The organism is Enterococcus sp. AZ171 (genome assembly GCF_051714005.1).
GTDB classification, from domain to species: Bacteria; Bacillota; Bacilli; order Lactobacillales; family Enterococcaceae; genus Enterococcus_B; species Enterococcus_B pernyi.
In genome coordinates, this window is the sequence record NZ_JBIORA010000001.1 from 633,279 (window position 1) to 650,091 (window position 16,813).

General features: G+C 36.8%; 16 protein-coding genes and 1 other annotated feature. Of the genes, 12 read left to right on the top strand and 4 right to left on the bottom strand.

The annotated features are described in order from the left end of the window. Positions 1 to 154: 154 nt before the first annotated feature. Positions 155 to 841, top strand: coding sequence for a hypothetical protein (locus IGJ49_RS02980; protein WP_438722354.1), 687 nt, complete (start codon positions 155 to 157; stop codon positions 839 to 841). Positions 842 to 1,146: 305 nt separating this feature from the next. Here IGJ49_RS02980 and IGJ49_RS02985 read toward each other — a convergent pair whose 3' ends face one another. Both IGJ49_RS02985 and IGJ49_RS02990 read right to left on the bottom strand, forming a co-directional pair. Then, a complete protein-coding gene (locus tag IGJ49_RS02985; RefSeq protein ID WP_244063176.1) occupies positions 1,147 to 2,070 on the bottom strand; it encodes a hypothetical protein in 924 nt (307 codons plus the stop codon). Between the two features lie 130 nt (positions 2,071 to 2,200). Next, positions 2,201 to 3,061 carry a hypothetical protein gene (locus IGJ49_RS02990; RefSeq protein WP_438722357.1) on the bottom strand — a complete coding sequence of 287 codons (861 nt, stop codon included), beginning with the start codon at positions 3,059 to 3,061 and terminating at the stop codon, positions 2,201 to 2,203. Between the two features lie 1,550 nt (positions 3,062 to 4,611). Here IGJ49_RS02990 and IGJ49_RS02995 point away from each other — a divergent pair. The 5 genes from IGJ49_RS02995 to mnmA all read left to right on the top strand — a co-directional run bounded on the left by IGJ49_RS02995 (position 4,612) and on the right by mnmA (position 9,096). Beyond that, positions 4,612 to 4,869, top strand: a complete 258-nt coding sequence (locus tag IGJ49_RS02995; RefSeq protein ID WP_023519199.1) for a hypothetical protein — start codon at positions 4,612 to 4,614, stop codon at positions 4,867 to 4,869. 392 nt (positions 4,870 to 5,261) lie between these two features. Beyond that, positions 5,262 to 5,549, top strand: a complete 288-nt coding sequence (locus tag IGJ49_RS03000) for a hypothetical protein (protein WP_010736178.1) — start codon at positions 5,262 to 5,264, stop codon at positions 5,547 to 5,549. A gap of 1,601 nt (positions 5,550 to 7,150) precedes the next feature. Further along, positions 7,151 to 7,420, top strand: a complete 270-nt coding sequence (locus IGJ49_RS03005) for a hypothetical protein (RefSeq protein ID WP_438722360.1) — start codon at positions 7,151 to 7,153, stop codon at positions 7,418 to 7,420. Between the two features lie 13 nt (positions 7,421 to 7,433). Continuing rightward, a complete protein-coding gene (locus IGJ49_RS03010; protein WP_240481943.1) occupies positions 7,434 to 7,775 on the top strand; it encodes a hypothetical protein in 342 nt (113 codons plus the stop codon). Positions 7,776 to 7,974: 199 nt separating this feature from the next. Then, positions 7,975 to 9,096, top strand: a complete 1,122-nt coding sequence (gene mnmA, locus IGJ49_RS03015) for a tRNA 2-thiouridine(34) synthase MnmA (RefSeq protein ID WP_438722362.1) — start codon at positions 7,975 to 7,977, stop codon at positions 9,094 to 9,096. 50 nt (positions 9,097 to 9,146) lie between these two features. On the opposite strand, the gene IGJ49_RS03020 is transcribed toward mnmA, so the two are convergent. Then, on the bottom strand, positions 9,147 to 10,409 hold the full coding sequence (locus IGJ49_RS03020; RefSeq protein ID WP_438722364.1) for a multidrug efflux MFS transporter: 1,263 nt from the start codon (positions 10,407 to 10,409) through the stop codon (positions 9,147 to 9,149). Positions 10,410 to 10,556: 147 nt separating this feature from the next. Between IGJ49_RS03020 and IGJ49_RS03025 the strand changes: the two genes are divergently transcribed. From IGJ49_RS03025 to IGJ49_RS03035, 3 genes are all read left to right on the top strand, one after another. Further along, on the top strand, positions 10,557 to 11,123 hold the full coding sequence (locus IGJ49_RS03025; protein ID WP_010736170.1) for a TetR/AcrR family transcriptional regulator: 567 nt from the start codon (positions 10,557 to 10,559) through the stop codon (positions 11,121 to 11,123). A 124-nt stretch (positions 11,124 to 11,247) separates the two neighbouring features. Beyond that, positions 11,248 to 11,625, top strand: a complete 378-nt coding sequence (locus IGJ49_RS03030) for a DUF1033 family protein (RefSeq protein WP_010736169.1) — start codon at positions 11,248 to 11,250, stop codon at positions 11,623 to 11,625. Then, positions 11,558 to 13,633: a DNA topoisomerase III gene (locus IGJ49_RS03035; RefSeq protein WP_080674304.1), complete on the top strand. Its 2,076-nt coding sequence runs from the start codon at positions 11,558 to 11,560 to the stop codon at positions 13,631 to 13,633. Before IGJ49_RS03030 ends, IGJ49_RS03035 begins: the two co-directional genes overlap by 68 nt. 1 nt (position 13,634) lies before the next feature. Here the strand turns inward: IGJ49_RS03035 and IGJ49_RS03040 are convergent, their stop codons facing one another. After that, a complete protein-coding gene (locus tag IGJ49_RS03040; RefSeq protein WP_023519207.1) occupies positions 13,635 to 14,120 on the bottom strand; it encodes a YbaK/EbsC family protein in 486 nt (161 codons plus the stop codon). Between the two features lie 92 nt (positions 14,121 to 14,212). Continuing rightward, positions 14,213 to 14,443, top strand: a binding site (T-box leader). 91 nt (positions 14,444 to 14,534) lie between these two features. Between IGJ49_RS03040 and IGJ49_RS03045 the strand changes: the two genes are divergently transcribed. From IGJ49_RS03045 to IGJ49_RS03055, 3 genes are read left to right on the top strand one after another with little or no spacing between them, the layout of a single operon-like run. Beyond that, positions 14,535 to 15,176, top strand: coding sequence for an amino acid ABC transporter permease (locus tag IGJ49_RS03045; RefSeq protein WP_010736166.1), 642 nt, complete (start codon positions 14,535 to 14,537; stop codon positions 15,174 to 15,176). A 20-nt stretch (positions 15,177 to 15,196) separates the two neighbouring features. Beyond that, positions 15,197 to 15,832: an amino acid ABC transporter ATP-binding protein gene (locus IGJ49_RS03050; RefSeq protein WP_010736165.1), complete on the top strand. Its 636-nt coding sequence runs from the start codon at positions 15,197 to 15,199 to the stop codon at positions 15,830 to 15,832. Positions 15,833 to 15,850: 18 nt separating this feature from the next. Then, the gene (locus tag IGJ49_RS03055; RefSeq protein ID WP_010736164.1) at positions 15,851 to 16,663 is read left to right on the top strand and encodes an amino acid ABC transporter substrate-binding protein; all 813 of its coding nucleotides are present in this window, start codon (positions 15,851 to 15,853) and stop codon (positions 16,661 to 16,663) included. Positions 16,664 to 16,813: the final 150 nt, after the last annotated feature.

Genomic DNA, 16,813 nt, shown 5'->3' on the forward strand with positions numbered 1-16,813 from the left:
ATCGCTCGATAATTTTAAACCGTTAGTTATTTTTAAATTATTCTTAATTAAAGAATAGTTTAGATAATAAGCGGTTTTTGTTTGCATTTAAATCCATTTTTTGTCTAAATTTTAAGTTATTATAAATCCATATCAAATAGAGAGGTGATGACATATGATCAAAAAATTGAGTGTAAGTTTAGCTTCAGTTGGCCTATTCAGTGCATTTGCTTTTGGTGCTGTTTCTACCTTTGCTGACACATCGCAAGGAACAGAACAAGTCGGTGAAGAAGTAGAAACAAAAGAAGAACTATTAAAAATGTTGCAAGAAGAATACGGCACAGAAGACAGATTTTATCTTGAATTTGAGGATGATGAATACAAAGAAGAAATCAATCCAGTAACTGGAATGGCTAGAACCACTAATAAAAAAACAGGGGAAACGGAAGAATATGAAGCATTCGGGGAATTTGAATTATTTACAAAAGAAGAATTTCTAAAATCACTACAAGAAGAATACGGGACAGAGGACAAATTCTTTTTAGAGTATGAAGATGATCAAACGAAAGAAGAAATCAATCCGATTACTGGAATGGCTCGAATAGCAGATAAGGAAAAGGGGACGATTGAAGAGTACGATGCGTTCAAAGCACTTGAAACAGTCACAAATGACAAACTGCTTCAAACATTGCAAGAAGAATATGGTACAGAAAATCGGTTTTATCTAGTCTATGAAGATGAAGAGATCAAAGAAGAGATTAATCCTGTAACAGGAATGAGTCGACTGACTGATAAAGAATCCGGTGAAGTCGATGAACTCTCCCTCATCGAAGAGACAGAAGTTGCTGGATCAAAAGAATAACCATTAGGAAAAGTAGGTGAGAAGAAGGTGGGGGATGGATTACCTCAAGAAATAAGGCGACAGCTACAAAAATTGTTTTCAAATTTTTGTAGCTGTCGCCTTATTTCTTGAGGTTACCTATGTTTCCAACGCATATGCGGTTTTAAGGTGTGAGACAAAAGGAAATGTTACTTTTGTCTCACACCTGTTTTATTTTCGACATTCATCTAGATACTAGGTGGAAAAAGTGTAGAGTTCATTTGTTCAATCCTTGTTAACAACTTTATAGATTCATCAGACATAAAATCCAAGGAGCTATTGAAAGTTTAAATAATACAATTGACGAGTTTTCCTTGATTATTCAATCCTTTACCAACAGTGGCTGTCCCATCATTCAAACGTTTAAGATCATTCGTGATATTTGTTGAGTAGACGATAAGGACCTCTTCTTTTGTATATTGATTCAACCAGTCGATCGCGTAATCCACAGATTGGTTGACGCCGATATGATAGTAATAATTTTGGTAAATCGTTTTGGCTTCATCGGTCATTGTAAAATCATGGTTCAGTCCATACCCGTTTCTCTGAGAAGCAGGCGTAGTGAAAGAGCCATGGAATCGTAGATAAGTAGCGGAACGATAGGTACCATTTTCTAGCTTGATCAAGGCATGGAAGTTATTAAAGAAGTAATACCAAGTCGGACGGTTCTTCGTGTAGGATACATCATAATTCAATGGATTCGGATAGGCCAGATCATAATTTTCATAGACACTTAAATTCTCCGTGTAATCAAATTTTCTTTGAGTAAATGCTGGAGGAGTATGTACTACTTGACTAACTAAATAGCCATATGAAGGATGTGCTTTTTGATCGATTTTTGAATAAGTCGGATTATAGCGTAAGTGATTACTATCCGTCGTGATATCTTTTGAGTAAACAATATCAAAGCTACACTGAGTATAGCGATTGATCCAATTCATCACGTAATTTGGGATATCCGCAAGTTCAATACCATTAGGTACAACAGGGATATTTTTATCTGCGTATTTTTGCTTCGCTTCATCAGTCAAAGCGAAATTGGTGAATAAATCTAATTGTGCAACAACATTTCCACTGGCGTTCCGACCGAGTGTAAGTGATTTGTTGGTGTAGGGACGTTGGTTGTTTTGGTCGATGGCTAAGAAATGATAGTCGTTTTCAAGGTAATAAAGGTTAGAGTTTCTACTGAATATAAAGTCTTCACCTTCCATTGGGGAACCTCCCCCCGCCCAAGTGATATTCTTTGTATAATCATTGTATTCAGGAAACGAAGGACTGATTTTTTCCAGTTTATCGGAGCGCCAGATATCGTTAGGTGTAATCGTTGGCGATTCGAATAGGTCATCCTTTTGACTCGATGTCGATTCCTTGGAAATTTGGGTCATCTCCAGGCGTCAGGTCATCAATGTTGCCATCAGGTGTAGCGTTCATGTAAGCAGCCCATACAAGCATGGAACAGTACCAACTTTGTCTGCTAAAAGTACGATCCCGATGTCCGATTATATCTAATGCAGAATATTTTTTTCCTAATTGACTTTTCATAAATAAAACAGCAGCTTGTTTTTGTAAAACAGTTGCTTCAGGGACTCTTAAGATAGAGGCATTGGTATAATCAAAACGCTCGTCATCTAATACGCCGTAGACAACGCCATCACTTTTGGCGCCGAAGTTTCCTTTTGTCGCTTCAATTGTTCGAATATATGTAAAGGTTTCTTCTTTTCCGTTGATCATATGAGTTTCTTCAACAATATCATCGACAATCATGACATGATGCAGATATCTGATGACCATATCAGCTCTGTTTACCTCAAAAATAACATCTCCAGGCTGGACCGTATTTAACAAGTCATAAGTACCATATTCCGGCTTCTTTTCAAAAGTAATATTATCTAAAGAATTGCCAATATTGAAAGACCATAGTGGTGGGATTTTCGCTAACCGTTCTGCTTCCTCGGTTAAATACGTGTCATTGACGGAATGTGCATATTCTTTTAATTGATCCTCATCTAAATAAGGTGTCTGGTTGTAGTAACCAGCTGAAAATTCCTCAAATGTCCGCTCGAAGGAAGCGTATTCATTTTTGAAAAATTCATAATAATCCTCTAAAGACTGATAAGAGTCCGCTTCGGCATGTACCTGCATATTTGAGAATTGAAGTGAAACGATTAATAAAAAAGTTGTGAAAAAAAGTTTGAGCTTCATGATATTTCCTCCTTAATTTTATGATAAAATAATAACATACAAATATTTATAAAAGCACCTATTTTTTTTGATTTTATATGTTTTTTTATATGAATTTATGGAAAAGCTTTTATCTAATTATGTTTATCATTAAAAGTTAATGTGAAGAATTTTCCATTATTTCTCTGCAAGTTAATTGATTTATTTTAAAGTTATTTTAACTTTTATTTTAAATAACGATTTATTGGTTTTTGATTGTTAGATGTATAATTTTTCTATTAATTCAAAAATAGCTTTGATTATTTTAAATGAAGCGAAGAAAGGAGTAGCTTATGAATGGGTACAAAATCGGCTTGTGTACGTCAATGTCCTTATCTATTCTGTGTATTATTGGTTCGCTAATTGATGGACGTGGACTAATTGGATTGTTGTTAGTTTTTTTAACAATTATTCCAGGATTTTTTGGGATCTATTTTACAACTAAAATCACTATGGATAAGCTTCTGAAATCTTTTTTGTTCATCGTAAATTATTTATTCGCAACGCATCTTCATATCAGATATTTCATCCAGTTTTTAACGAGGGTTCTATAGGTTGTAAGAGATCAACGAATAAAAATCAGCTGAATCAGCGAATAGCGTTACCTAAAATTTTTAGAAGAAAGGAAGATTAGATGAACGGTTATAAAATCGGGTTAATTGTTTCTATGATTTTATCGATCTTATGTTTAGTGGGAATAATCATAGATTATAGAGGGTATGTTGGTTTTATTTTGTCATTTGTAGTCATAATTCCTGGCTTTTTGGGAATTTATTTTACTACAAAAACTACCATGAAAAAGTACTTAGAGTGGACTCTGTTAGTCGTGAATTATTTATTTGCGACTACGCTCATCGGATGGGACGTTGTCCATGTTTTCTTACGATTTTTTTATAAATAAAAAGGACCAGACGTATCAATAAAGATATTGAAAGCAGGAGAAAAAAATGATTCAAAATAAAAAATACTGGATTTTGTCGTTTGTATTATTGATACTTTCATGTCTACTTGCTAGACATTATTTTTTATCCTATAGACTATATCCACTTGTATATCAAAGGATTATTGTCTACGGTTGATGGATACTAAGCGGATTTAGTTTATTTTTTTGTCGGGCGATCAGTAATAAATTTCTGAAACGTATTGTCATTAGCATCAACATTTTCTGTATTTATGGTTGGTGGTTTATATATGATTTTTGAAAATACAGATATTCATAAATTTAAAAGGAGAATAAGATGACGAATAACCAATTCAGATTATCTATAGCAATGTTTTTTTCGATGAGTTGCTTTGTTGGAGGAATCATTTCCGGAGAGAGTGCTCTACGGATTATTTTGTTTTTCATGATGACTTTTCCAAGTCTGCTAGGACTTTATTTTTCCACTAAAGCGGAACTTCGACAGTATAAATGGTTGCTTATTTCTTTGAATTACTTTTTTGCTACGTATATTGTTATTGGGCAATTCATTGAATGGTTTATTAGAAAGTTTATCCAAATGAGTTAAGACTATTTACGAGGAGGAATAGGAATGTTAACCAAGAAAAATTATTTAGAATTTATTCTTTCAATTGTTTTATTGGCAATCTCTATTCTTTTATTTTTATTCTATGCCTATCCGTATTCTAAATTGCAATATGAAATCAGAATATTCATCATGACGGTTTGTTGGTTATGTAGCACTGCAAGTTTGTTTTTTTCAACGAAAATCACTTATCCATATTTGAAAAGAGGAATCATATTAGTGAATTTTTGTTGTATCTATGGTTGGTTATTTTATTTTGGTTAGTCTATGTGTGCTTGTAAAATAGTAAAAAGGAGCGTATAAATGTCTTTTCCAAAAAAATAAGTCTCGTACAAAAAAATCAGTAGTTCTATTGGTATTATCAATTTTTCTTGTATTTATTACGTGTGTCTTTGCTAGTCCCATCTTGTTTGACTCATTTAAGTATCAACCGCATCTATTTATAGTCACAATTTCGATTTGTTGGGTCATCAATGGAGGGAGTATCGTTTTTGCGTTAGGAATCGCAGACAGATACCTGAAAAGGACGTTGATTACGTTGAATTTTGTGTTTAGCTATGTCTTTTTATCTACGATTTTTCATTTTTCTTTGAATTTTTGAAGCTATTTCTGTTTTTAGTGAGAAATATTGATGTTGATAAGGAGGAGAAAGAAGTATGAAACGTGCATTGAATCTAGTCGTTTTATTTTTGTCAATGCTTGCATGTGTCAGTGGTCTGTTTTATATACATATTTATTTAAGTGGAGAAATTGAGGGGATTCTTTTTGCATTAGGTTTAGGTTTTCCGGGTTTGATTGGTTTTTATTGTTCGACAAAAATAAAAAAGACGAAGTTGAAATGGCTACTGCTAGGGCTGAATTACCTTTTCGCTACTTACAGTACCGTCTTGATTATCGTAATTTATTGGTTACAAGTCTTCGGGATAGAGTTTTTTACAAGTTAGTACATTTTATTTTATGTATCAATTGAACAATTTAAAAATTAATAGAAATTATATCTAGTTGTGAGTGGATTTAAGAAAGAAGGAGTCACATATGATTATAAAACAGAATAACAAGTACTGGATTTTATCGATCATCTTTTTGTTCGCTTCTTGTTTATTTAGTAGCAGTTATTTTTCATCTTATAGAACTTTGCCTCTTGTATATCAAGGAATCATCGTTATCAGTTGTTGGTTATTGAGTGGATGTAGTTTATTTTTTTCTACAGGAATCAACAATAAATTTATTAAGTGTATTGTTGTAGGAGCGAATATTTTTTGTATTTATGGTTGGTGGTTTATATTTTGATTTTTGAAACTACAGATATTCATAAATTTAAAAGGAGAATAAGATGACGAATAATCAATTCAGATTATTAATTGCGATGTTTTTTCGATTTGTTGTTTTGTTGGAGAAATCGTTTATGGAGATAGTCCTCAGAGTGTCTTATTGTTTTTCATTATGACATTTCCTGGATTAGCTGGGTTTTATTATTCGATGAAAGCGAATCTTGGACGATACAAATGGATGATTGTTTCTCTGAATTATTTTTTTGCTACATTTATTATTATTGGACAATTCATTCAATTAATTGTTTTAACTTTGAACAATTAATAGAGTTAAATATTACTTGAAAGGGAGATTGAAATGAAAAGTACATACAAAAGATATTGTTCATTGATTATTTTACTCTTATCGATCAGTGTGATTACGTTCAGTATGGTTCAAGGAGGTCGCTATAGTATTGAATGGCGAGTAATATTGACATCGATTTGTTGGCTACTTAGCAGTATAAGTTTATTTTTTTCAAGGTTCATTGAAAGTAAAGCCTTAAAAAACTTAGTCATTTTTTTTGAACTTTAGTTGTATCTATGGTTGGCTGTTTTCCTTTAGTTAAGACTCTATTTACTGGTGAAATGAACAGTAACTGTACATAGAAAAAAGCACCATAACGCCACAATAAATAAAAGATGAATAGGAGATCACCATGAAATTCTATAAAATAGGATTGGGTCTTTCGATGCTGTTGTCTATCTTATTTATGATAGGGAGCTTTCTATATCGAGAAGAGCCACTTTCAAGTTTTGCATTTATCCTGTACATGGTAATTCCTGGACTTATGGGGATTTATTTTACGAACTGTCTTACGATGAGTAACTATCAGAAAGGATTTCTCTTAGTCGTAAATTATGGATTTGCGACCGCTATGAGTTTGATGCGTGTGATTGAGTTTATTTCTAGTAAGCTATGATCGGTAATCGTTGAAAAAAGGAGTGAGATGAATGATTTCGATTGAACCTAAAAGATTTAAGTTTTTTCCCTACTATTTATGTGCTTATCAGTTTTTTTGCGATTTTTTATTTTTTACCATATTTACCATATACTGGCGAGACTAAATTGATGATTTCCACGATTTGCTGGTTCTTGAGTGGGATTAGTTTATTTTTTTCGACAGGAATAAAATTCGGTTGGGTAAAAGTATTGATCATTTTGGTTAACTGGTTCTGTATCTTTGGCTGGTGGTTTTCTACTAGATAAGTATGTTTTAAAAGGAGTGAGTGGAATGTTTGTAAAAAAAAGTATGCCGAATAAATATATTTCGTTCTATCTATTGGCGCTTTGTTTTCTATTAGGAAGTTTAGTTTTTGTTTTCAAATTTTATTGGTTATTTGCAACAGTCCAATATTCTTGGTGGATCATCAGTGGAATCAGTTTGTTTTACTCAACTAGAATCCCCTCAGCATTCTTAAAAAGAGTGCTCATTGGCATTCATCTTGTTTTGATGTACGGTATTGTACTAGGAACTTTATTAGGTTTTGTCAGCTTTGGTTAAGGTGGAGTATTTATTGTTCCCTGTTGCGTACGTATTAATTGTGGGCGCGCTTCATGAGTTAGAGAAAAAGAAAGCATTCTTTATCATGGGATTGATCATCCCGATGTCTATTTCTACACTCGCATTTATTTATGCTCATTATTTGATTATTTTTCAAAGTCATTCATTCGAAAGTTATTATTTGATTCCTTTACTGCTGTTGATGGTGATCTCTGGCTTGATTGGATTATACGCCGCAACAAAGCTTGAAACTAGCCGGCGAAAATTTTACTTATTGTTTATCAACTATTTGTTTTCTACATATTTCAATGTTGTGCTGTTACTTTTGTTTTTGGTGAATGTAGTAAGAAACTGAATCACGAACAAAACGCCTCTCATAGCAAAGTTTTGGTATCTGAAAAGTACAGAATAGGCCAACTAAAAAACGTCATTTTTTTAAATTGATTATTTAGGGGTGAAATTTTCAGAAAGATGACGTATAATGTAAAATACTGAAAAGTTGCGACCTTCAACTCGTAGATGTTTCAGAATCTAATTGAAATGATGGTGATACCATGACAGACAACAGCAAAACACGCGTTGTCGTTGGGATGAGTGGCGGTGTTGACTCATCTGTAACAGCACTTTTGTTAAAGGAACAAGGCTATGATGTAATCGGGATCTTTATGAAAAACTGGGATGATACCGATGAAAATGGCGTCTGTACGGCGACGGAAGATTATAAGGATGTAGCGAAAGTCGCTGCCCAAATCGGGATTCCTTATTACTCGGTCAATTTTGAAAAAGAATATTGGGACCGTGTGTTTGAATATTTCTTAGCAGAATATCGTGCAGGACGTACCCCGAACCCAGATGTAATGTGCAATAAGGAAATCAAATTTAAAGCATTCTTAGACTATGCAATGGACTTAGGAGCGGAATATGTTGCTACTGGTCACTATGCGCAAGTCACACGTGATGAAAATGGCGTGTCACATATGTTGCGTGGGGTCGATAATAACAAAGACCAAACGTATTTCCTTAGCCAATTGTCACAAGAACAGTTAGCAAAAACGATGTTTCCGTTAGGCGGTATGGAAAAATCAGAAGTACGTGCGATTGCGGAACGTGCCGGTCTAGCAACGGCGAAGAAAAAAGACTCCACTGGTATCTGTTTTATCGGCGAAAAGAACTTCAAACAATTCTTAAGTAACTATTTACCAGCTAAACAAGGCAATATGGTGACCCTTGATGGTGAAGTGAAAGGTGAACACGCTGGTTTGATGTACTACACGATCGGACAACGTCAAGGCTTAGGTATCGGCGGCGGTGGCGATTCACAAGAACCTTGGTTCGTGGTGGGGAAAGATCTTGCGACGAATACATTATATGTTGGACAAGGCTTCCACCACCCTGCATTGTATGCAACCAGTTTGGATGCAAGCGAAATCCATTTTACAACGAATGAACCAATGCCAAAAGAATTCAAATGTACAGCGAAATTCCGTTACCGTCAGCAAGATGTACCGGTAACCGTGCGCTTATTAGAAAATAATCGGGCAGAAGTCATCTTCGACGAACCCGTACGCGCAATCACACCAGGACAAGCCGTTGTTTTTTATGACGGAATGGAATGTCTAGGTGGCGGATTGATCGATCATGCGTATCAAGAAACGAAAGTTTTGCAATACGTCTAAGATAGTCTAAAAAAGCCACAGGATTTTTTACGAATCCTGTGGCTTTTTTGCTATTTATTGACAAAAGCATGACCATTGCTTGTTTCTTCCTGCTTATGAATCTCCTTCGTATTATGGTGGACCAGCACAAAGTTTGCAAGTACAAGTAAGGATGTGGATAAAAAGACACCACGATAACCGAAGATACTTGAAACGCTTGAACCGATCAAGGGGCCAACGACATTTCCAGTGGCTTGGAAGGATTGGTTGTAACTAAAGATTCTTCCGGCAGCTTGTGGGGGAGAGTATTTAGTGATCAATGCTTGCACGGCTGGAAGGAGGCAAGCGTCTGAGATCCCGATCAAAAATCGTAGTCCTGCAAGTTGCCATACATTCGTTACGAAAGCCATTGGGATATAGACGATCAAGGCGAAGCCTAATCCGATGGCTAAGATTCGTTCACTCCCGATCTTATCACCTAAGCGGCCGAAACGAGGAGCGGCTATCAGGGTGGCAATCCCAGGAATAGAAGCAATGATCCCGCTGACCAACGTGACGTTGCCATGTCCATGTAATAATTGCCGGATATATAAACTAATGATCGGACTGATCGAATTATTTGATGCTTGAATGATCATTGTGGTAATAAACATGCCGATGACGACATGTGGGTATTTCAGGTCACGGAAAATTTGTTTAGCAGAAACCAACTCGCTTTTTTCTACTGGCACAAATTGTTCATGGACAAAAAATAAGCTAAGTAAGAAAACGAAGAACAAAATTGTCCCGGTAATAAAGAAGGTAGGGCGATACCCAAAAGCAGAAGCAGAAAATCCGCCAAGTAAAGGACCAAGTAATGTTCCGGTCACAGAGCCGGTCGCCAAAGTGCCAAGTACTTGTCCACTTTTTTCTCTTGGGGTACCAGTGGCGACTAAAGCTGTAGCGTTACTGATATAGCCGGAAAAAATTCCCTGCAACAGACGTAATGCGACTAATTGATACACGCTGGTTACTAGACCCATCAAGGAAATCACTACCGCCATCCCTAGAGAAGCGCGCAACAACATCATCTTTCGGCCTTTTTGATCGGCAAGTCGTCCCCACCATGGAGAAATCAAAGTAGTAACAAGGAATGTAGAGGAGAAGGTCAAGCCACTCCAAAAGTTCAATTGTGACGTACTGTAATTTCCTAACGTATCTATGTAAAGCGACATAAAAGGCATCACTAGACTAAACCCAATCCCTGCCATAAATGTACCAAACCACAAAACAACTAGGTTTTTCTCCCATGTTTCTCTTTTTCTGAATACTGTCTCTTTTACTCTTGACACCACAATTAAAGCCTTCTTTCTGAAAATTTTCATCTACAATCATTTATTATAAACTACAACGTGTAGTTTATCAACAACAAGTCTTTTTTCTCTTCGTCTTTCATGGTAAACTTAAAGGGATTGAGTTTATTCCATAAGAGGGGAAATCAAATGAAAAAACGAACGCTGTCACAAGAGAAAATCATCGACTGCTTTCGAGAATTGGCAGAAGAGATGGCTGTACAGCAAATCACTTTCCAACATTTAGCTAAGGCATTGAATATCAAATCACCGTCGCTTTATAACCACTTTAAGAATATTCGAGAAGTGAAAACGGCGTTGACTGCGAAACTTTTAACGGAGTTGAATGATCAATTACGTCGAGTGTTAGTTGGGAAAAGTAAGGGAGAAGCGATCCAAGCGTACGCGCAAACCTATCAGTCATTTGCGTTTCAAAATCAGGCAGTCTATGAACTGCTGATCAGTGTACCGCATACAAATGAAGAAATTCTATTAGAGGGAATACACGAAACGAACCAAATCATTTTACAAATATTTGACGCTTTTTCTTTGTCGAAAGAAGAAAAGGTCCATCGAAGTCGAGAACTGCGAAGTATGATCCATGGGTACCTTTCGTTACGTTTTTTAGGGTACTTTACCAATGAACCGAATGTTTCTCCAGAAGAAAGTTATGTCTGGATGATCGACGACTTTATTGCAACTTTACCAATAAAATAAAAGGCATCATTTAAATTAATTTTCTGAACATTCATAAAAAGCCCCTTTTAAGCAAAATTTCTTGCAACTTTCTTGGAAAGTGACTAATATGTTTTTAAGATGACCTGAGAAAAGGAGCGCATGTATGTATCAAGTAATTACAATGTTCGGTGATAATGAGCCTTGGTGGTTCTTTGAAGATTGGCAAGAAGATATTCAAATGGAGGAAACTTTCTCCTCTTTTGAAGAAGCGCAACAAAACTATGAAGAAAAATGGCTGGCCATTAAAGACAACTATGAGTATATCCATGCCAAAAATAATTTTCTTAGCGCTTTTTGGAATGATGGCGATGAGCGCTGGTGTGAAGAATGCGATGATGATTTGCAGCAATACAAAGGACTGGCTTTGCTGAAAGATTATCAACCGATCACTTTGGAAAGCAGAAAGGATTTTTATGAAACAACTAATTCTAGCGGAAAAGCCAAGCGTTGCGAAAGACCTAAGCAAGGTGCTTGGTGCTAATCAAAAACACAAAAACTATTACGAAGGACCCAAGGTGATCGTGACTTGGGCCCTTGGTCATTTATTAGGTCTAAAGATGCCAGAGGATCTGAATAAGGAATGGCAAAGCTGGCAGATGGAGACCTTGCCGATGATCCCTAAAAAACTAGGGATCAAACCCTTACCAAAAACTGGTCATCAATTGAAAGCCATCAAGCAATTGGCTAGTCGTAAAGATGTCTCAGAAGCAGTGATCGCCACAGATGCCGGACGTGAAGGAGAACTCGTTGCACGTTGGATCTTGGAATACGTTCACTTCAATAAGCCGGTGAAACGTTTGTGGATCTCCTCTCAAACGGACAAAGCGATCAAGACAGGTTTCAGCCAATTGAAACCAGCTAAAAGCTATGATGCGCTGTATGAGTCTGCTTTGGCCAGGGCAAAAGCAGATTGGTTGGTCGGGTTGAATGTGACACGTGCACTGACAGTAAAATATCAAGACAACTTATCAGCGGGTCGGGTACAAACCCCAACCTTAGCTTTGGTGCGTAATCAGGAAAAGAAAATCGAATCATTCCGACCACAAACGTATTTTACGATTTCATTGACAGTCGGCAATGAACAAGCAAAAATGGTCCAAAAAAACCAGTTTGCTTTGAAATCCCATGAAGAAGCCCAAGCGTTTGTTAAAACCCTTAGTCAGAGTAAGGGAACAGTAGTCAACATTGAAGAAAAAACAAAGACAGAAAAAGCTCCTCTGCCTTATGATCTCACGGAGATCCAACGAGAAGCCAACCAACGTTATGGTTATTCTGCAAAGAAAACGTTAGGACTTGTTCAAAGTTTATACGAAACGCACAAGATCGTCACCTATCCACGAACAGATAGTAAATATTTGACGAATGATATGAAAAGTACCATGAAAGAAAGACTTCAAGCCATCAGCGATTTTGCACCAGAAGTGAAAACTTATTTGAAGAATGGGGCAGTGGTTCGTCAAACGAGTGTCTTCCAAGATAGTAAAGTAACAGATCACCATGCTTTGTTACCGACGGAAAATCGTCCACGCTATGAAAAATTAAGTAACGAAGAACAAAAAATCTACCAAATGATCGTGACACGATTCTTAGGGTTATTTGCAGAACCACATAAAATCAGTCAAACGAAAATCACTGTCGTATTTGGGAACGAACAATTTGTTTTCCGCCAAAACCGGGTGTTGGAAGCTGGTTGGAAAACGTCTGCTGAAAGTCATGTGGATTCGTTTGACTGGAAAAAAGACATGCGCATCCAACCTGATTTTACGATCAAAAAGGAATTGTCGGCACCGCCAAAACCTTTGACAGAAGCAAGTCTGTTAGGTTTGATGGAAAAACACAGTTTAGGCACGCCCGCGACTCGTGCGGAGATCATTGAAAAGTTGATCAAATCCGAATTAATGGAACGCACACCGCAAGGCTTACAAGTCTCACCGAAGGGCAAGCAGTTGTTAGAACTGGTCAATCCATCACTTGTGACACCAGATTTGACTGAAAGTTGGGAAAGAGATCTAGAAGCGATCGCGCTTGGAAAAAAACAAGCCAACGTCTTTTTACAATCCATCGAAAAAGAAACGAAGCGACTTGTCCAAGAAATCAAAACAAGTAAGCAAGAATACCAAGATTTTTCGATTACCCAAAAGAAATGTCCGGATTGTGGCTCGAATCTTCGTGAGAAGAACACAAAAGATGGCAAAATCTATGTGTGTACGAATCAAGATTGTAGCTATCGTCGTCGGAAAGATCCGAAAGTCTCTAACCATCGTTGTCCACAATGTCACCGCAAAATGGAGATCATTGAAGGCAAAAATGGCGCTTACTTCCGTTGTAAATTTGACGGGACGACAGAGAAGATGCTAGAAAAAAAAGAGCAGAAGAAAAAAATGACAAAACATGAAGAACGTCGCTTGATGAAGAAATATTCTCAAGCAGAAGAACCGGAAGAAAGCCCATTAGCAGCAGCCTTAAAAGCTGCGATGAAGGATAGTTAAGTTACAAGACTTCATACCTTGGCAGATGATCCACATGAGCGAGTAGTCGTTCAAAATCTGCAAAGGGAAAAATGATGGTACTGGTGTTGCTGTTTGGATGAAAGCCCACGGTATCTTTGCGATCGATCGAGGAATCAATGACGACTTGGATCTCGTTTTCTAAATCGTTGACTAAGGCAAATGGATTGACGGTACCTGGCGGAACATGTAACAACTGTTTGACTTGGTCTCCTGACACAAACGATAATCGTTTTTCATTCAACTGTTCTGCCAATAACTTCAAGTCGGCTTGTTTTTCATCAGGTAAGACGACAAAATATATTTGTTTGCCTTTCTTTGATTTGACCAAAAGATTTTTAACTTGTGGACCTGGTAAAGTAAAAGTTAGATTTTTGACAGAAGTAATGGCTGGATGATTCACTTCTTGGTAATTGATTGCCAATAGATCAAGCAATTCATAGGCCTCTTGTTTCGTGGCATGACACATAAAAAACAATCCTCCATTCATTTTTTATTTATTTTAGCACAAAAAAGATTGACAAATAAAAATGAATCAGGTAAATTACTCATTAAGTTAAATAAAAGACATCGAAAAGAAGAGTAGCAATTAAGTGTTTGAAGAGAGTCTCTGGTTGGTGAGAAGAGGCAATAACTGATTGTGAAACACATCTTGGAGTCGATTTTCTGAACAGCCAGTAAGAAAATCCGGGAAGCCCGTTATAGCTGCGGTCGTTGTTAGACGACCAGATAAGGTTAGTTTTGCGAGAAACTAATAAAAAAAGGTGGAACCACGTATTTTGCGTCCTTTGATCTTCGGATCAAAGGACTTTTTTTGTTTTTCATGTGGTTGGAAGGGACAGCTAACAATGTACCCCTTTAAAGAAAAGAGGAGGAAAAGAAAATGAATGATTTATTAGAAGTGATGCCACAGTTGTTAGTAGGGGCGCTGACAACCTTGAAATTATTTGCCTTTACCTTGATTGGTTCTTTGCCATTAGGAATTATTTTAGCCTTAGGGTTGTCGTTACATTTTAAACCGATCCGTTATTTCCTACAAACGTATGTCTGGATCATGCGAGGAACACCGCTATTATTACAATTGATCTTCGTGTTTTACGGTTTACCAACGATCGGGATCGTGTTTGATCGTTTCGAAGCTGCTTTGATCGCATTCGTTTTAAATTATGCTGCCTATTTTGCTGAGATTTTCCGTGGTGGTATTCAGTCTATCCCTAAAGGGCAGTATGAAGCAGCTCAAGTCTTACAGTTGAGTCCTTTCCAAACAGTGACAAGAATCATTATTCCGCAAGTAACAAAAATCGTGTTACCTTCTGTCGGCAATGAAGTCATCAATCTAGTGAAAGATTCTTCGTTGATCTACATCTTAGGTTTAGGTGATGTGATGCGAGCGGGTAAGATCGCGATGGAGAGAGATGCAAGTTTACTTCCATTGCTTGGCGTGGCACTGATCTATCTCGCACTAACAGGAGTGCTGACGATCGTGTTGAAGCAAATTGAAGAAAAATTAAATTATTACCGCTAAGAAACGAGGAGGGAACAGCGATGATTGAATTAAAAAAGATTAGTAAATCATTTGGTGACAAACAAGTGATCAAAGATTTTGATTTAGTAATACCGGAAGGACAAACATTAGCGATCGGCGGACCGTCAGGAGGCGGTAAAACAACGATGTTACGGATTTTAGCCGGTTTAGAAAAAGCTGACAGTGGTGAGTTTTACCTGGATGGCACGAAATTTGACCCTTTTGAATTGAAAACAGAAGAACAAGTGGTAGGCGTCGTGTTTCAAGATTTCCAGCTTTTCCCACACTTGAGTATTTTTGACAATATTACTTTGGCACCTAAAATGGTGTTGAAACAAAGTAAAGAAGAATACACGAAAAAGGCGGAGGAATTAGCGGACTCATTAGGGATTCGTGATTTATTAGGAAATTATCCTTATCAATTATCTGGAGGACAAAAACAACGTGTGGCCATTGCTCGTGCGTTAGCGATGAACCCACGAGTGTTAGCTTATGATGAACCGACGAGTGCATTAGATCCAGAGTTACGCCAACAAGTAGAGAAGTTGATTCTTTCATTAAAAGAAGAAGGCGTGACACAAATCATCGTGACCCACGATTTAGTCTTTGCTGAAAACGTTGGGGATCAATTGATCAAAGTTATGCCAAGTAAGTAGGAAAGCGGTGGGGAGAAAATGAAAAAATTCAGCTTTTTGATTTTATCTTTGATTGGTTTTTTCTTTTTAACTGGCTGCACGAATGAGCGGACAGCGACAGAAAGCTGGTCAAGAATCAATGAAGAAAAAAAGATTATCGTAGGACTAGACGACAGCTTTGTACCAATGGGTTTTCGTGATAAAGATGGTAAACTGACAGGATTTGATATTGAGTTAGCGAAAGCTGTCTTTGATGAATATGGCATTACTGTTGAGTTCCAACCAATTGACTGGTCAATGAAGGAGTTCGAATTAAACAACGGAACAATTGATTTGATCTGGAACGGGTATTCAAAAACGCCAGAACGTGAAGAAAAAGTCTTGTTTACAAAACCATATATGAAAAATGATCAAGTGTTGATCACACCAAAAACTTCTGGTATTACAAGCTTTGAACAAATGCAAGACAAAATCTTAGGCGCACAAAACGGTTCTTCTGGTTATGATATGTTTGTCAGACATCCAGAAATACTCAAAGACTATGTGAAAAATCAAGAGGCAGTTTTGTATGCAAGCTTTAATGAAGCATTGATCGATTTGAAAAGTGGCCGTACAGATGGTGTGTTGATCGACAAAGTCTATGCCGAGTATTTTTTGAACATACGAGACGAATTAGACAATTTCAATGTGATCAAAGGGGACTTTGATGGAGAAGATTTTGCTGTCGGTGCGCGAAAAAATGACGAAATACTTGTGGAAAAAGTCAATGATGGCATAGCCGAATTGGTTGAAAACGGAAAATTTAAAAAGATCTCAGAGAAGTGGTTTGGTGAAGATGTCACACCAGAATAGGTGACAGGATGACATGAAGGATCGAATCATAGGGGAAGTCAAAATAGTGGAACAGCATCTGCTGCTCCGCTTTTTTTGTTTGTTTTGGACTTATTTTTCAAATGACTAGACTTTTATTTGGAAATGTCAAAAATCTACTTGGTAATGAAA